This is a genomic window from Actinoplanes sp. CA-051413, from assembly GCF_050955795.1.
Lineage (GTDB): Bacteria > Actinomycetota > Actinomycetes > Mycobacteriales > Micromonosporaceae > Actinoplanes.
The window spans coordinates 1,563,485-1,578,698 of the sequence record NZ_CP192100.1; the positions used below are offsets into that span (position 1 = coordinate 1,563,485).

The 15,214-nt window shown below is 71.8% G+C and carries 17 protein-coding genes; 8 read left to right on the forward strand and 9 right to left on the reverse strand.

The genetic code is table 11. The annotated features are described in order from the left end of the window. Positions 1-8: 8 nt before the first annotated feature. The 4 genes from ACQP2Y_RS07475 to ACQP2Y_RS07490 all read right to left on the reverse strand — a co-directional run bounded on the left by ACQP2Y_RS07475 (position 9) and on the right by ACQP2Y_RS07490 (position 4,420). On the reverse strand, positions 9-1,268 hold the full coding sequence (locus ACQP2Y_RS07475; RefSeq protein WP_433725794.1) for a delta-60 repeat domain-containing protein: 1,260 nt from the start codon (positions 1,266-1,268) through the stop codon (positions 9-11). A gap of 62 nt (positions 1,269-1,330) precedes the next feature. Further along, positions 1,331-1,756, reverse strand: a complete 426-nt coding sequence (locus ACQP2Y_RS07480) for a globin (RefSeq protein ID WP_433725796.1) — start codon at positions 1,754-1,756, stop codon at positions 1,331-1,333. After that, positions 1,753-3,114, reverse strand: a complete 1,362-nt coding sequence (locus ACQP2Y_RS07485) for an MFS transporter (protein ID WP_433725798.1) — start codon at positions 3,112-3,114, stop codon at positions 1,753-1,755. Before ACQP2Y_RS07485 ends, ACQP2Y_RS07480 begins: the two co-directional genes overlap by 4 nt. Positions 3,115-3,334: 220 nt before the next feature. Continuing rightward, on the reverse strand, positions 3,335-4,420 hold the full coding sequence (locus ACQP2Y_RS07490) for a mechanosensitive ion channel family protein (RefSeq protein ID WP_433725800.1): 1,086 nt from the start codon (positions 4,418-4,420) through the stop codon (positions 3,335-3,337). Positions 4,421-4,633: 213 nt separating this feature from the next. Here ACQP2Y_RS07490 and ACQP2Y_RS07495 point away from each other — a divergent pair, with 213 nt between their 5' ends. After that, on the forward strand, positions 4,634-5,176 hold the full coding sequence (locus ACQP2Y_RS07495) for an HNH endonuclease (RefSeq protein ID WP_433725802.1): 543 nt from the start codon (positions 4,634-4,636) through the stop codon (positions 5,174-5,176). A 10-nt stretch (positions 5,177-5,186) separates the two neighbouring features. Here the strand turns inward: ACQP2Y_RS07495 and ACQP2Y_RS07500 are convergent, their stop codons facing one another. Next, positions 5,187-5,795: a class F sortase gene (locus ACQP2Y_RS07500; RefSeq protein ID WP_433725804.1), complete on the reverse strand. Its 609-nt coding sequence runs from the start codon at positions 5,793-5,795 to the stop codon at positions 5,187-5,189. A gap of 385 nt (positions 5,796-6,180) precedes the next feature. Beyond that, the gene (locus ACQP2Y_RS07505) at positions 6,181-6,669 is read right to left on the reverse strand and encodes a hypothetical protein (protein ID WP_433725806.1); all 489 of its coding nucleotides are present in this window, start codon (positions 6,667-6,669) and stop codon (positions 6,181-6,183) included. 222 nt (positions 6,670-6,891) lie between these two features. Here ACQP2Y_RS07505 and ctaJ point away from each other — a divergent pair, with 222 nt between their 5' ends. Together ctaJ and ACQP2Y_RS07515 are read left to right on the forward strand one after the other, a co-directional pair. Further along, on the forward strand, positions 6,892-7,185 hold the full coding sequence (gene ctaJ / locus ACQP2Y_RS07510) for an aa3-type cytochrome oxidase subunit CtaJ (RefSeq protein WP_433725808.1): 294 nt from the start codon (positions 6,892-6,894) through the stop codon (positions 7,183-7,185). Positions 7,186-7,255: 70 nt separating this feature from the next. After that, positions 7,256-7,663: a DUF5130 family protein gene (locus ACQP2Y_RS07515; RefSeq protein ID WP_433731813.1), complete on the forward strand. Its 408-nt coding sequence runs from the start codon at positions 7,256-7,258 to the stop codon at positions 7,661-7,663. On the opposite strand, the gene ACQP2Y_RS07520 is transcribed toward ACQP2Y_RS07515, so the two are convergent. Next, positions 7,660-8,220, reverse strand: coding sequence for a Uma2 family endonuclease (locus ACQP2Y_RS07520; protein WP_433725810.1), 561 nt, complete (start codon positions 8,218-8,220; stop codon positions 7,660-7,662). The two genes, ACQP2Y_RS07515 and ACQP2Y_RS07520, sit on opposite strands and share 4 nt — an antisense overlap. 122 nt (positions 8,221-8,342) lie before the next feature. Beyond that, positions 8,343-10,901 (reverse strand): aminopeptidase N, encoded by a 2,559-nt coding sequence (gene pepN, locus ACQP2Y_RS07525; protein WP_433725812.1) that lies wholly within the window; start codon positions 10,899-10,901, stop codon positions 8,343-8,345. A 127-nt stretch (positions 10,902-11,028) separates the two neighbouring features. On the opposite strand from pepN, the gene ACQP2Y_RS07530 reads away from it, so the two are divergent. The 5 genes from ACQP2Y_RS07530 to ACQP2Y_RS07550 all read left to right on the forward strand — a co-directional run bounded on the left by ACQP2Y_RS07530 (position 11,029) and on the right by ACQP2Y_RS07550 (position 14,627). Then, a complete protein-coding gene (locus ACQP2Y_RS07530; RefSeq protein ID WP_433725814.1) occupies positions 11,029-11,655 on the forward strand; it encodes a mycothiol-dependent nitroreductase Rv2466c family protein in 627 nt (208 codons plus the stop codon). 65 nt (positions 11,656-11,720) lie between these two features. Continuing rightward, on the forward strand, positions 11,721-11,963 hold the full coding sequence (locus ACQP2Y_RS07535) for a hypothetical protein (RefSeq protein WP_212989802.1): 243 nt from the start codon (positions 11,721-11,723) through the stop codon (positions 11,961-11,963). A 59-nt stretch (positions 11,964-12,022) separates the two neighbouring features. After that, on the forward strand, positions 12,023-13,213 hold the full coding sequence (locus tag ACQP2Y_RS07540) for a DUF1015 family protein (RefSeq protein ID WP_433725817.1): 1,191 nt from the start codon (positions 12,023-12,025) through the stop codon (positions 13,211-13,213). Then, positions 13,213-14,130 (forward strand): alpha/beta hydrolase, encoded by a 918-nt coding sequence (locus ACQP2Y_RS07545; protein WP_433725819.1) that lies wholly within the window; start codon positions 13,213-13,215, stop codon positions 14,128-14,130. The genes ACQP2Y_RS07540 and ACQP2Y_RS07545 overlap by 1 nt, the downstream gene beginning before the upstream one ends. A gap of 23 nt (positions 14,131-14,153) precedes the next feature. Continuing rightward, entirely contained in the window at positions 14,154-14,627 is a 474-nt protein-coding gene (locus tag ACQP2Y_RS07550; protein ID WP_212989805.1) for a ribose-5-phosphate isomerase, read from the forward strand. A gap of 113 nt (positions 14,628-14,740) precedes the next feature. On the opposite strand, the gene ACQP2Y_RS07555 is transcribed toward ACQP2Y_RS07550, so the two are convergent. After that, on the reverse strand, positions 14,741-15,031 hold the full coding sequence (locus tag ACQP2Y_RS07555; protein ID WP_433731815.1) for a hypothetical protein: 291 nt from the start codon (positions 15,029-15,031) through the stop codon (positions 14,741-14,743). Positions 15,032-15,214 lie beyond the last annotated feature (183 nt).

A 15,214-nucleotide genomic window follows, 5' to 3' on the forward strand; every position in this document is an offset into this window, starting at 1 on the left:
GTCCGGGCTCAGCCGGGCGGGAACATGCCGATCCGGCCGTGGAACTCGCGGCCCAGCTTGTCGGTGTCCGAGCCGACGATCAGACCCTCGGGCACGACCTGGAACGCCCGCACGCCGACCCCGCGGTCCCGGCTCGGGTTCCAGCCCAGCGCCTTGCCGGTGGACGGGTTGAGCGCGCCGATGCCGACCCGCGGAACGGCGCCCGGGCCGGGGCCCTTGGCGTCGCTGCCGTACGGGTTGTCCAGGTAACGCTGGTGGCCGCCGACGTACACGGCGCTGCCGGTCACCGCGACCGCGTAGAGCGAGTCGCCGCCGGTGCGCTGCACCCAGGTCGGGTTGTGCCGGCCGCCGCCGGTGGCCTCGAAGCGGGCCGCCGAGTCGCACAGCTTGGTCGGCGAGGAGGCCCGGCCGGTCGCCGCGACGACGAGGTACTTGCCGTCGGGGGAGAACTTCACCTGCCGCAGGTACGTGTCGAAGCCCTGCAGGCACGGCGGCGCGTACGCGTCGGTGTACCAGCTGGTCAGCACGGCCGCGGGGCCGGCGACGTCGAACATGGCGATCTGGTTGCGGGCGGCCGTGCCGGACTTGAGCAGCGCGCCGACCGCGATCAGCCGGGTGCCGTCGGGGGAGATGTCGAAGTGCTCGACCCGGGTCCGGCTCAGGCCGGGGGCGGACAGCTTGGCGTCGAACCCGGGGTCGACCGCGCCGGTGCCCGCGTCCATCCGGGCCAGCCCGACCCGGGTGACGCCGTTGATCGCCGAGAAGGTGCCGGCGGCGTAGAGCTTGCTGCCCCGGGCGCTCAGGGCGCGGACGTCACCCCAGTTGATCTTCGCGCCGAAGGCGGTGATCCGGGCGCCGGTGCTGACCGCGACCCGGGCGACACCCCGCTGGGCAGCACCGTTGACGGTCTTGAAGCCACCGCCCAGGTAGACGGTGTTGCTCGCCCCGGCGGCCAGGGAGTAGACCGCGGCGTCGACGGCGGGGGCGAACGAGCGCACCGCACCGTCCTTCAGCCCGTACGCGAAAATGTTCTTCCGGGCGTAGGTGGTTTTCCGCGCGCTGTCCTGGACCTTGGTGAAGCTGCCGCCGACGACGACCGTGTCCCCGACCACCGCCAGCGCCCACACCGTGCCGTCCAGGACGTGCGGCGTGAAGTCGACCGGATTGGCCGAGACCACCGCCGGTTGGGCCATGTCAGCCGCGGCGGGCGTCGCGCCCAGCAGAGCGGCGCAGGTCAGCGCGGTGGCAGCGAACAAACGGCGGCGCATCGGTCAGCTCCAGGGATCGGGACCGCGACGTCGGTGAAGTGACGATCGCGTCGTTCACCCGATCAACGAGCGGGTTGACCTCCGGGATGCGCGTCCATCTTGTTGACCATGAAGTACGCGGCGCGCTCCAGATAGTCCCAGAGGGCGCTGTGGTGCGGCTCCGGCAGGCCGAGCGAGTCGACCGCGGCGCGCATGTGCAGCAGCCAGGCGTCCCGCTCGGCCGGACCGACCGTGAACGGCGCGTGCCGCATCCGCAGCCGCGGGTGCCCACGCTGGGCCGAGTACGTGTTCGGGCCGCCCCAGTACTGCATCAGGAACAGCGTCAGCCGTTCCGCCGCCGGACCCAGATCCTCCTCGGGATACATCGGGCGCAGCACGGGATCCTGCGCGACCCCCTCGTAAAAGGCGTCGACGAGCCGGCGGAAGGTCGGCTCGCCGCCGACGGCCTCGAAGAAGCTGACTTCCGGTTCCTCGCTGGATGCGCTCACCGATCCAGTTTGCCAGCCGCACGGTGCCTAGCCGGGCCGGGTGTGACGCGCGTTGCCTTGGCCGGTCCGGCTGGGACCGGGACGTCGGCGACCCCATAGGTCGGCCGCCGGGCCACGAGCACCACCATCAGGGCCAGGCCGCCGAGACTCCACAGGCCGACAACCAGCGGGATGGAGGAGAACTGGGCCAGCGCACCGGTCGCCACCACCGCGAAGAACTGGGTGAACTGCACCCCGCCCTGCATGACCGCGTACGCCCGGGCGCGGTAGCCGTGCGGGAGGGCGAGCACGAACTCGCCGTTCAGGGTGGGCATGAGACCGCCCTGGGCGACGCCGGAGACCGCCGCCAGCACGGCCACCGTGGTGGCGTTGGGCGCGAACGCGGTCAGCGCGAGGGCCAGCGGGGTCAGCACGGCGAGGGGTTTGACCAGGCGGATGCGGTCGGGCTGACTGACCAGCCGGCCGACCACCAGCCCGCCGATCACAAAACCGACCGGGCCGGCCGCCATGATCAGACCCTGGTCGAAGCCCCGGGCGGCCGGATCCTTGTCGAACACCGCGGCCCAGCCGGCGGCCAGGCCCTCGGGCAGGATCGTGAGGGTGGTCAGCCCGAACACCATGAGGGCGATCGAGCGCAGCAACGGCGTACCGAAAACCAGCCGGAAGCCTTCGCCGGTCTCCCGCAGCAGGTGCCGGCGGTGGTCCGGGCCGGCGGCGGCCGGCCGCGGATGCACCCACAGCGCGATGATCGCGGCCGAGATGATGAAGGAGACCGCGTCCAGCGCGATGCCGAGCCGGGCGTTGATGCTGGTCGCGATGAAGGCGCCGACCAGATAGCCGAACACCTGCGCGGCCTGCGAGGTGGAGGCGTTGACCGCGAGCCCGCTGACGAGCCGGCGGCGGTCCAGGATCAGCGGCAGCAGCGCCGAGCGGGCCGCCTGCGTGGGCGGCGCCCCCAGCATGGCCACGAAGAGCAGGATGAGAATCGCATAGACCGGCATGCCGGGCAGGGCGATGAGCGCGATCGGCACGGCCCGGGTCAGATCGGCGACGATCATGACCCGGCGGTACGGATACCGCTCCGCGAGCGCCGCCAGCACCGGCCCGCCCACGATCCACGGCAGATAGCTGATCGCGAAGGACGCCGCGGACAGCAGCACCGAATCGGACTGCTGGTAGACCAGCACGGTGATGGCGGCCCGGGCCAGATAGTCACCGAGCCAGTTGACGACGAGCGAGAAATAGACCGCTCGGTATTCGCGGATCGCGAAGAGGTCTCGGAAGGTGACGGGACCATCCGGCTCCGCAGCGTCCCCGGCCCGGTGGGCCGGCTGCGCAGCGCGTCGGTCGTCCGACACCTGGACCCTCCATCGATCGCGACGACCGGCGGGATCACCGCCGGTCGGACACGTCCGGGGGAAAATCGGGGTGCTCAGATCCCGCGCGAACGTGCCGCTGCAAGTGCAGATGCTCTTTGCACGATTCTGCCCGATCGTCCGAGTCCTGGCTAGGGCATACGGGGCGAACATCGGCCGTTCGGCCGAGGCCGGACCTCCCCCATCATGCCGTAAGCCCAGGTCAGGTCGCACCACCCGGGGTACCGGAAGGGTCACTCGGCCCGCTGGAAAACGTCGGGGGAACCGCCGAGCGGGGCAACATCCGCGAAACGGCGATCCGTTCGGAGATGCCGGAGGTCTCCAGCGCCTCGGTGAGCCGGCGCCGCAACTCGCGCTGCACGATCGGCTGACCGTCCGCGGTGGTCTTGGCGATCGTGCGGATCACCGCGCCGTCGACGGTCAGCTGCTCGACCCCGATCACGTCCGGCGGCTCCAGGAACTCGGTCGCGTGCTCCGGCTCCTCGGCGAGAGCCAGCGCGGCCCGGCGCAGCACCGAGGTGGCCTCCTCGGAGTTGACGAAGCCGATCGGGATGTCGATGACCACCATCGCCCAGCCCTGGCTCTTGTTGCCGACCCGGATGATCTCGCCGTTGCGGATGTACCAGAGCACGCCGCGCATGTCCCGCACGGTGGTCACCCGCAGCCCGACGGTCTCCACGACCCCGACCGCGTCGCCCAGGTCCACCGAGTCGCCGACGCCGTACTGGTCCTCCAGCAGCATGAACAGGCCCGCGATCAGATCCTTGACCAGGCTCTGTGCGCCGAAGCCCAGGGCCACACCGACGATGCCGGCGCTGGCCAGCAGGGGGCCCAGGTTGAAGCCGAGCTCGCCCATGACCAGCAGCGCGGCCATGGTGAAGACCACGGCGGTGACGAAGCTGCGCAGCACCGAGCCGATCGCCTCGGCCCGCTGCCGGCGGCGCTCGGGGATGAACGTGTTCTCCGCGGCTTCCTGCTGCTTGTCGGCCCGCTCCCGCAGCGGCTTGAGCAGCGCCGGCATGGCGGCCCGCGACGTGGTGGCGGTCAGCCGGCGGATGCCGCGGTGCAGCAGCCACCGGATGAGCACCGCGATGAGGATGATCGCGATGATCCGCAGCGGCTTGAGGATGAACACGTAGCTGCTGTTGGCCAGCCACTGGATGTCGGTCTTGTCCAACACCCAGGTGCAGAGCGCGTCGGCCTTGCAGCTCTCCGAGACGTCCGGCGTCCCGTTGAAGAACGGTTCGGCGGAGCCGGAAGGGGCGGGGATGGGGGCCAGCGGAATCACGGGGCCCTAACCTACCGGGCCGGACACCCCGCAGTGGAACCGGACATCTCCCGCGGAGACCTCAGACGTTTACGGTCCAGCCACAGATTGTGCTCGCCAATTCGTCATTCATCAGGGACTATTGGGCCACGAGCACCGGTACATCCGGCGCTCGCGTCATGACGATCAGCACACGGGAGCGGTTGCTAGCACCTACACCGAAGGGTGATCGCGATGCCTGACATACGACCCACAGTGGGCTCCTCCGCGTTGGTGTTGAACGCTACCTACGAGCCGCTGTGCGTCGTATCGGTGCGTCGGGCGACCATCCTGGTGTTGACGTCGAAAGCCGAGTGCGTCTCCGACGGCGACGGCATCCTGCACAGTGCACACCACACTCTCCCGGTGCCGTCGGTGGTCCGGCTCACCAGGTACGTGAAGGTTCCGTACCGCACCCACGTCGGACTTTCCCGGCGGGCGATCTTCGCCCGGGACGGCGGCCGCTGCGCCTACTGCCGCGGCTCGGCCGAGACCATCGACCACGTGTTCCCGCGCAGCCGCGGTGGGCTGCACGCCTGGGAGAACGTGGTCGCCGCCTGCGCCAAGTGCAACCACAGCAAGGGCGACAAGACCCCGGCGGAGCTGGGCTGGCGCCTGCACTCACCCCCGGCCGCCCCGCGCGGCGTCGCCTGGCGCGTGCTCGGCCACCGCACCCCCGACCCCCGCTGGGCGGACTGGCTCGACCTGCCCAAGCCGCTGGCGGCCGAAGCCGCGTAGCGGGCGCCGGCTACGTGTCCTTCGCGCTCACCAGGCTGGCGAAGACCACCACGTTGTCGCTGTAGCCCTGCTTGCCGCCCAGCCACTTGCCGCCGCAGGTCAGCAGCCGCAGCGACGGCCGGCTGTAGTCGCCGTAGACCCGCTTGACCGGCAGCTTCTCCTTGCTGAAGTGCTCGACCGAGTTGATCTGGAAGATCGCCACCGAGTCGTCCTCGCGGAGCACCTCGATCTTCTGCCCGGCCTTGAGCTTGCCCAGGTTGAAGAAGACTGACGGGCCCGACCGGGTGTCCGCGTGGCCGACGATCAGCGCCGGGCCGAACTGCCCCGGGGTCGGGCCCTGATCGAACCAGCCCGCCTCGTTGTGGCGCTGCAACGGCGGCACGTCGACCGAGCCGTCCTTGGCCCGCCCGACGTGCAGGATCGGCGCCTCGACCTTGATCGAAGGGATCGTTAGGCGCTTGGGCGGGCTGGGGTCCAGGACCGGGAACGCCCGGGGTGGGGGCTTGTCCGGGCCGCGGAACAGCTCGCTCAGGTCGAAGCCGGTTGCTGCGCCGAGGCCGGCGCCGACTGTGAAGAGGCCGACGAAGACCAGGATCGCGGCCATCAAGCCGAGCGGCATCGGCCGGCGGGTGGCCGGCATCGGACGGCGGGTGGCCGGGGCAGTCGGCCGCCGGGCGGGCGGCATCAGCCGGGTGGCGGGCCCGGGCTGGGCGGCGGCCACGGGGCCGGGCGAAGGCCTGCGAGCCAGCGCCCCTGCCGGGGCTGGCCGGGGCTTGGGCGAAGGCCGGCCGGCCGGAACCTCCGCCGGAGCGGCCCGGGGCTGGGGCGAGTCGGCCGGTACCCCGGCGGGAGCGGGCCGGGGCTCCGGTCGGGGTTGGGGTCGGGGTCGGGATTGGGGCCGGGCCACGATCTCGGCCGGCCGGCGGCGCAGCACCGACTCGGGCATCCGTGGCCCAGGAGGAGGCGTCGACCCGGAGATCGCCCGGCGGGTCATCCGCCGCCCCTCAGCCGAACCGGCGGCGGCGCGCGGCCACCACGCTCAGCGCGACACCCGCGGCCAGCGCCGCCAGCCCGCCGCCGATCAGGAACGGCGCCGATCCGCCACCCGCGGTGCCGCCACCACCGGTCGCCGGTCCGCGTGCCGGCTCGACCCGCAGCACCACGTGCATCGTGCTCTTGGCGGTCTTGCCGTCGGGGCATTCCAGGGTGACGTCGTAGTCACCGGCGTCGGTCGTGGCCGGCACCCGTGCGGTCGCCGTCAGGAAGCCGTACCGGGGGGAGACGATGACCGCGCCGGTCGGATCCGTGGTGACCGTCGCCGCTTTGAGGTTGTCGTCACAGCTCGCCCGGATGCCGACCTCGTCGCCGGCGCGGACCGTGCTCGGGTTGGTCTCCACGAAGACACCGGCCGCGTGAGCAGGGATGTCGTCGATCAGCACCATCGGCAGGGCCAGAGCCAGCGCCGCCAGCGCGGCCGGGACGGGTGTGCGCATGACCTCCCCCTCCTGCCGTCCGGGGCACGAACTTCACGGACGGCTCATGGGGGTGATTTTCGCACCTCCGGGCCGTTTTCGCGTGGCTGCGGAGATCCCGCTTATGAGTGTTGACACCCGACGCTCCGCGACGACCCGCACTCCGCTACCGTGATTGACGTTCGGATCACTGGGAACACAGTGAATTGGCCCGGTTCCTTATGACGCCTGGGGGCGTTGAGGTTGTCGATATTCAGCACGCTTCTCATCTACGCGATCATCCCGTTGGGTGTCATCGTCGTTGTCGCGGCGCTCGTCGCCGCCGGTTCCAGCCGGAGCCGGCCCGCGCGCCGCTACCGTCCCGGCCGGCCGTACGACTTCAAGCCGATCTGGTTCCTCGCGTCGCCGGCGCAGGTGAGCCCGGCGTTCGGCGGCAAGACCTCGTCCGCTCCGGAGCTGCCCCCGGGTGTCCTGGAGGACGCCACGGGCATGCAGGTGCGGCCCGGCACCACAGGAGGCGCAAGTGACCGTTGGTGAGCACCAGGCCATCGTCAGCGGCCCCGCCGAGCAGCCGCTGACCGCGCTGGACGAGCCCGGCGGCCCGACCCTGAGCGAGGAGCCCGAGCTGTCGACGTCCGACGCGGGCGTCGACGCGCTGGACGGGCCGTTCACCACCCGGCAGCTGCTGCGCCTGGACGAGGCGCTGCGCGTCGCCGACCAGCAGACCGGCCTGACCTTCAGCGTCTACATCGGCGACTTCGAGGAGCCGACCCGGGAGTATGCCGAGCAGCTGCACCGCCAGCTCGACGGCGCGGCCAAGGCCGTCCTGGTCGCCATCTCGCCGAACCAGCGGGTCCTGGAGATCGTCACCGGCAGCGACGCCCGCAAGCGCATCTCCGACCGCGACGCCAAGCTGGCGGCGCTGTCGATGGCCGCGTCGTTCGCCGGCGGTGACCTCGCCGGGGGCGTGCTCGCCGGGCTGGACCAGCTGGCGTCACACGCCGGCCGGCACTAGAGCCAGGCGGACGGGGCGACCCGGACCGGGAACGGGGCGTCGACCTGCACCAGGTCGTCGCCCCGAATCGTCTGCCGGGGCAGGTAGCCCTCGGGTCCCAGGGCGTAGGTGTGCAGCACCGGCGCCGGGTCCGGCTCGATCCGCCAGTAGGCGGCGATGCCCGCGTCGGCGTACAGGGTGGGCTTGAGCAGCCGGTCGTAGCGGCGGCTGGTGTCGGTCTCGACCTCGATCACGCACGCGACGTCGGCCGGGTCGGCCCAGATCGCACCGGACGACTGCGGCTTCAGCACGGTCACGTCCGGGATCAGATTGCTGGCTCCGGCCTCGATGCCGAGCCGGGCGCAGATCCACCAGCCGCTCGGGGCGGCGCCGCGCAACGTGGTCAGCACGGCCCGGACGACGGCCTCGTGCGGGCCGTCCAGCGGTGGGGTGACGTGCAGGCTGCCGTCGACGATCTCGTAGCGGTGGCCGTCCTGCGGGAACAGGTGCAGGTCCGGTTCCGTCCAGCGGCCGTCCGGGGCGGTCCACCTCGGCAGTGAGTTCGTACCGATCGCCACCGGACCACCTCCAACGCCGTGGAGTGCCAGCGTACTCACGCTGAGTTGTTTCCGCCGGGTTTCGGGCGCCGTAAGTTTCGCGGGTCGTGCGGATTCAGTCCCGCACGACCCGCACAAACTCATCAACCGGCGGAGGCGTCCTTCGCCCGGGCCTTCAGCGCCCGCAGCACACCGTCCCGGCCCTCGGCCACCAGCCGGCGCAGCGAGGGGGAGTGCCCGTCGCCGGCCAGCCAGGCGTCGGTCAGCGCGACCGTCTCCTCGCTGACCTGGTACGCCGGGTAGGCCAGCATCGCGAACTCCTGCGCGGGCTCACTGTCGGAACGCGCCCACACGTCGTCGACCACCTCGAAGAACTTCGGCGCGTACGGCGCGGTCAGCTCCACCTGCGACGACGTCTGGAAACCCTGGAGCAGCGACCGGCTGAGCCAGTTCGCCAGCTTCTCGTCGCCGGTCAGCTGCGCCCACACCCGCGCCTTGTTCTCCGGGGTCGGCAGCAGGGCCCGGGCCAGCGCCGCCTCCCGCTCACCGCTGGCCGTCCGGTCCGCGGCCAGCTCCTCGGCGATCTCCTCCTCGGTCGCCGCGCCCCGGGCCGCCAGCGCCTCCAGCAGCGACCAGCGCAGCTCGGTGTCGATGGTCAGCCCCTCGGGCACGCCGGCGCCGGACAGCCAGCCGCGGAGCACCACGAGGTCGTCCTCGCCGCGGCCGGCGTTGATGAAGGCGCGCGCCCAGGCGAGCTGGAAACCGCTGCCCGGCTCGGCCGCCGCCAGCGCCGCCCGGGCGGTGTCGGCGAGCAGCGCCCAGCCGGTCGGCGCCCACGCCGGGTCCGCGTACATGGTCAGCGTCGTGGCCGCCTGCCGCAGGGTCGCGGTGGTCAGGTTGATGTCGCGTTCCTTGGGCAGGCCGGTGCCGACCAGGGCCAGGTAGTCGCGGGCGGCCAGCTCGGCGTCGCGCAGCATGTCCCAGGCCGCGGCCCAGCACAGCGCCCGCGGCAGGGACGACTCGAAACCGTCGATGTGCTGCACGACCGCGGCCATCGAACGCTCGTCCAGGCGCAGCTTCGCGTACGTCAGGTCGTCGTCGTTGAGCAGCAGCACGTCCGCGGCCGGCACGCCGGCCAGCGCGGGGATCTCGGTCTCCTCGCCGCTCACGTCGATCTCGAGCAGGTCACGGCGCACCAGCCGGTCGCCCTGCACGTCGTAGAGGCCGACGCCGATGCGGTGGGTGCGCAGCGTGGGATAGGCGGCGGGCGCCTCCTGCTTGACCACGACCTTCTCGTACGCGCCGTCGCCGCCGATGGTCAGCACCGGGCGCAACGTGTTGACCTGGGCCGTCTCCAGCCACTGGGCGGCGAACTTGCGCAGCTCCCGGCCGGACGCTGTCTCCAGCTCGGTGAGCAGGTCGTCGAAGGTGGCGTTGCCCCAGGCGTGCCGCTGGAAGTACGCCCGCAGCCCGGCCCGGAACGAGTCCAGCCCGACGTACGCGACGAGCTGCTTGATGACGCTCGCGCCCTTGGCGTACGTGATGCCGTCGAAGTTGACCTCGACGGCCTCCAGGTCCGGCATCTCGCAGTAGACCGGGTGGGTCGAGGAGAGCTGGTCCTGGCGGTAGCCCCAGGCCTTGCGGACGGACAGGAACGTCGACCACGCGTCGGTGAAGCGGGTCGCCGAGGTGTTGCACCAGTGGCTGGCCCACTCGGCGAACGACTCGTTCAGCCACAGGTCGTTCCACCAGCGCATGGTGACCAGGTCGCCGAACCACATGTGGGCCAGCTCGTGCAGGATCGTGTTGGCGCGCTGCTCGTACTCGTAGTCGGTGACCTGCGAGCGGAAGATGTAGTGCGCCTCGGCGTGCGTGACGCAGCCGAAGTTCTCCATCGCGCCGGCGTTGAAATCGGGCACCCAGAGCTGGTCGTACTTGGGCAGCGGGTACCGCACGCCGAACTGCTCGTGGAAGAAGTCGAAGCCCTGCTTGGTGATCAGGAACAGGTCGTCCGGGTCGAGATACTGCGCCATCGAGGCCCGGCAGAAGATGCCCAGCTCAATGCCGTCGTGACTGTCACGCACCTCGTGGTACGGCCCGGCGCAGAGCGCGGTGATGTACGTGCTCATCCGCGGCGACGTGCTGAAATGCACCGTCTTGGCGCCGCCGGCGGCCTCGGCCGTGGAGTCCACGGGCATGTTGGACACGACTTTCCAGTGTCCCGGGACCGTGGCGTGCCAGGTGAAGATGCTCTTCAGGTCGGGCTGGTCGAAGGCGGCGTAGACCCGCTGGGCGTCGGCCGTCTCGAACTGGCTGTACAGGTAGATCTCCTGATCGACCGGGTCCTCGCTGCGCTGCAGGCCCTGCCCGCTCGCCGAGTACGCGAAGTCGGCGTCGACGACCAGGGTGTTGTCCGCCGCCAGGCCGCTCAGGGTCAGGCCCCGCTCGGCCGACCAGCCGGACAGGTCCACCGGGGTGCCGTTGAGCACCGCGGACCGGACACTCGCCGCCGCCACCTCGATGAACGTCTCGGCGCCGGGCTCGGCGCAGCGGAACGTGACCTCGGTGGTCGACCGGAACGTGCCGGCCCCGGGCCCGCCCTGGCCGTCGGTCAGGTCCAAGGCGATGTCGTACCCGGTCACCTCGAGCAGGCGGGCCCGCTCGGCGGCCTCGACCTGGGTCAGGTTACGAACTCCGGCCACGTTCACTCTCCTCCATGCTGGTCCAGGCTTCGTCGCCCCGACCTAGAGCTTTCCACGTCACCCTATGCGCTTGACCGGTGGCGCATGTCACCGCCGGGTGCGGGCGGAAAGGGGCAGGATCAGAGGTATGACTGAACGCTCCGCGGTCGACATGTGGTTCGACCCGATCTGCCCCTGGGCCTGGATGACCTCGCGCTGGCTGCTCGAGGTGGAGAAGGTCCGGCCGGTCGACATCACGTTCAACGTCATGAGTCTCTCAGTGCTCAACTCGGGCCGTGACCTGCCCGAGCAGTACCAGGACCTCATGGCCAAGGGATGGGGCCCGGTCCGGGTCTGTATCGCCGCCGCCGAAGCCGCCGGCCCGCAGGTCCTGCGCGACCTGTACACGGCCCTCGGCACCCGTATCCACCTGCAGAAGTACGAGCTGGACGAGAAGCTCTACACCGAGGCGCTGACCGAGGTGGGCCTCGACCCGGCGCTGGCCGACGCGGCCGGCAGCGACGCCTGGGACGACGCGCTGAAGGCCAGCCACGACGCCGGTATGAAGCCGGTCGGCACGGACGTCGGCACGCCGGTGATCCACGCGCCGGGCCCGGTCGAAGGGGAGAAGGTCGCCTTCTTCGGCCCGGTGGTCACGCCGGCCCCGAAGGGCGAGGCAGCGGGCAAGCTCTGGGACGGCGTCCTGCTCGTCGCGGGCACGCCGGGCTTCTACGAGCTCAAGCGCAGCCGCGAACAGGACCCGATCTTCGACTGAATCGCCACCTGAGCCTCCGGCCAGTCGTTGGATGTAGTGAGAACCACATCTGACCGGAGGCTCTGATGGCCGAGTCCGACAGCGTTGCCACTTCCACGATCGCTGTGCATCGTGGCGTGTGGGACAGCTTCTGCCCCAATCTGCCGGCGGATGTCGCCGCGATGGTGGCGCCGCCCGTCACTGTCACCGCCTTCCCGGTGGCCGAGGCGGGCCCGCCCGTCGCGGCGGTCCGCAAGGCGAAGCAGGCCAAGATGCGCGGCAACATGCCGTCCGTGCCCGCGTACGGCAGGGCCCGCCGCTCGAAGTGAGCGTGGGAACACACCGGGGTGTGCGCACGACTGTCACAGCCGGTCGGTAGGTTCGCGGCATGACGGTCGTGCACCCGATCAGCCGGGCCTGGATCACCACTGGCGGCACCGGCGCGCAGAACTACGACGAGTTCGCCGACGACGCCGAGATCACCGGGATCATCGCCGCGAACCCGCACAGCGCGCTCGCCATCGAGATGCCCCACCGGGCACCCGAGTCCCTGGGCAAGCCGTTCCTCGACTGCCTCGGCGACGCCGCCCAGCGGCTCGCACGGGACAAGGCCGAGGGCAGTTACACGCCCGCTGAGCAGGTGGTGGTCCTCTACCGGATCACCGCGGCCGGCGAGCCCACGGCGTACGGTCTCTGGGCGCTGGTCGACACCGACCAGATCTCCACCAGCGCCGACGAGCCCGGGCTGGTCATCCGCAACGAGGACGTGTTCATCGCCAAGGTGCGCGAGCGCGTCGCCCTGGCCGACGCCCTGCAGACCCTGCTCTCCCCGGTGCTGCTGCTGCAGACCGGCAAGGGCGAGGAGCTGCACGCCGCGCTGGCCGCGGCGAGCGACGCCGCCGGTGCGCCGGCCGCGACCGACACCGACCAGAGCGGCCGCACGCACGCCATCTGGGTGATTCCTGCCGGTCCGTTGCAGGACGAGCTGACCGCGCTGGCCGGCGGCGGCGAGCTGGTCGTCGCGGACGGCAACCACCGCAGCCTGGCCGCGCAGACCGGCGGGCTGCCGCGCTTCCTGGCGGTCGTCACCACCCCGGCCTCGGTCGCGATCCAGCCCTACAACCGGCTGATCGCCGAGCTCCCGGACGCCGACTTCGCCGCCCGCCTGACCGCGGCCGGTGCCCGGGTCGAGGAGCTGCCGCGTCCCGCGACGGTGCCCACCAAGGGCACGATCGAGCTGTACGCGGCCGGCCGCTCGTACTCGGTCGTCCTGCCCCCGGCGCCGGGCTCCTCCCCGGTGGAAAACCTGGACCACGCCCTGGTGGAGCGCATCCTGCTCGGTGACGTGCTCGGGCTCGACCCGGGCGACAAGCGGGTCTCCTACATCGGTGGCGACTACCCGGCCGAGTGGCTGCGCGGTGAGGTCGACGCCGGCCGGGCCGAGCTGGCCGTGCTGGTCGCCCCGGTCACCGTCGAGGACTTCGTGGCGGTCAACCTGGCCCGGCAGAAGCTGCCCCGCAAGAGCACCTGGTTCACCCCCAAGGCCCGCGGCGGCCTGGTCCTGGCCCAGCTCGACTGATGCTCCACCCCCAGGTCGAGGCATCACTCGCGATCCGCCAGCGGCCCAGTGCCGAGGTGCTCGCCGCTGACCCGTACGAGCAGCTGCTCTTCGCCCGCCAGGCGATGGAGGAGTCCAACGAGGCCGAGTGCGGCCCGGCCATCCCGCTGCCCGTCGTGGTCGACGTGGATGCCGACGGCGTGCCCTGCCGGCTGTACGCGGCCCGCACCAACGCGCCCGTCTTCGTCTACGTGCACGGCGGCGGCTGGTGCTACGGCAGCGTGGAGACGGTGGACCGGCTCTGCCGGCGCATCGCGGACCGCTCGGGCTGCGCCGTCCTGTCGGTGGGCTACCGCCTGGCCCCGGAGCACGTCTTCCCGGCGGCACTGGAGGACGTCGAGACGGTGCTGGGCTGGGTCCGCAAGGAGGGCGCGGGTCTCGGCGTCGACCCGTCCCGGCTGGCGATCGGCGGGGACAGCTCGGGCGGTCAGCTCGCCACGGTCGCCGCCCGCCGTCAGCGCGACGCCGCCACCCCGCTCGACTACCAGGTGCTGATCTACCCGGCGATCGACCCAATGACGGCCTCGGAGTCGTACGACGAGGTCGGCGGGCACGGCCTCGACCGGGCGTCGATGCGGCTGGCGTGGGAGGCGTTCGTGCCCGAGCCGGCGCAGCGCTTCAGCCCGGACGTGGCGCCGCTGGCGGTGGCCGACCTGGCCGGCATGCCGCCGACCCTGCTGCTCACCGCGGAGTACGACGTCCTGCGCGACGAGGGCGCCGACTACGCGGATGTGCTGCTCAGCGCGGGGGTGCCGGTGGTCCACGTCCGGTATGCGGGCGTCAACCACGGCTTCGTCCGCAAGCTCGCCCTCTTCGACGCGGCGCGGGCCGCGGCGGACCAGATCGCCGTGAGCCTGCGGGCCGCGCTGACGTTCTGATCGCGGTTTGACAGACTGCGGTCATGCGCGTCTACCTGGGTTCCGATCACGCCGGCTACGAGTTGAAGATGCACCTGGTCAATCACCTCGGCAAGCAGGGCTACGACGTCGTCGACGTCGGACCGCACGTCTACGACCCCGAGGACGACTACCCGGCGTTCTGCCTGGCCACCGGGGCCAAGGTGGTGGCGGACGAGGGCAGCCTGGGCATCGTCATCGGCGGCTCCGGCAACGGCGAGCAGATCGCCGCGAACAAGATCGCCGGCGTCCGCTCGGCGCTGGCCTGGAAGGTCGAGATCGCCCAGCTCGCCCGCCAGCACAACGACTCGAACGTGCTGAGCATCGGCGGCCGCGAGCACACCCTCGACGAAGCCACGGCCATGGCCGAGGCGTTCCTGACCACCCCGTTCTCGGGCAACGAGCGCCACGCCCGCCGCATCGCCCAGCTCGCCGAATACGAGCGCACCCGCGAACTCCCGCCCCTCCCGGCGAGCTGAGGTCGCGGGGCCGGTCTTCGGACGGCTCCCCGCCGCTGCACACAAGGACCGGCCTCGCGCGGGTCGGCCGCGCCGCACGATGGCCCGTGCGGCCTCGGCGAGCTGCCGGCGGGCTAGCGGTTGCGGGGCAGGTCCTCGCGCGGCATCCAGTTGCGCCGCACGATGACCAGCTCCGCCTCGGCCTCGGCGAGCTGCTCGGCCGTGGGCCGGGCGGCGTCCCGGGCCCGCAGAGCCGCGCCCACGCTGACCTGCGACGACCCGGAGCCGACCAGGCCACGCAGCCCCCGCTCCGACTGGTCGTCCCCGCCGGCGCCCGCACCCGACGTCGGCCGGGCGACGGGCCGCGCGGGACGCCCGGCCGGCAGCCCGGTCCGGCCTGGCCGAGCCCCAGGCCGAGGACCCACCTCCGCGACTTCCACCGGCGCCGCTTCAGGGTCGGCCACCGCAGAAGTCTCAGCCACCGGCTGCCCGCTTACGGACCGATCAGCCACCGGCCGACCGGCGAAAAGTCCGGCGGCCCCGGCCTGCGCAGCGACAGACCCGGCGGCCCCGGCCTGCGCAGCGACCGACCGGACGGCGGAAGCGGG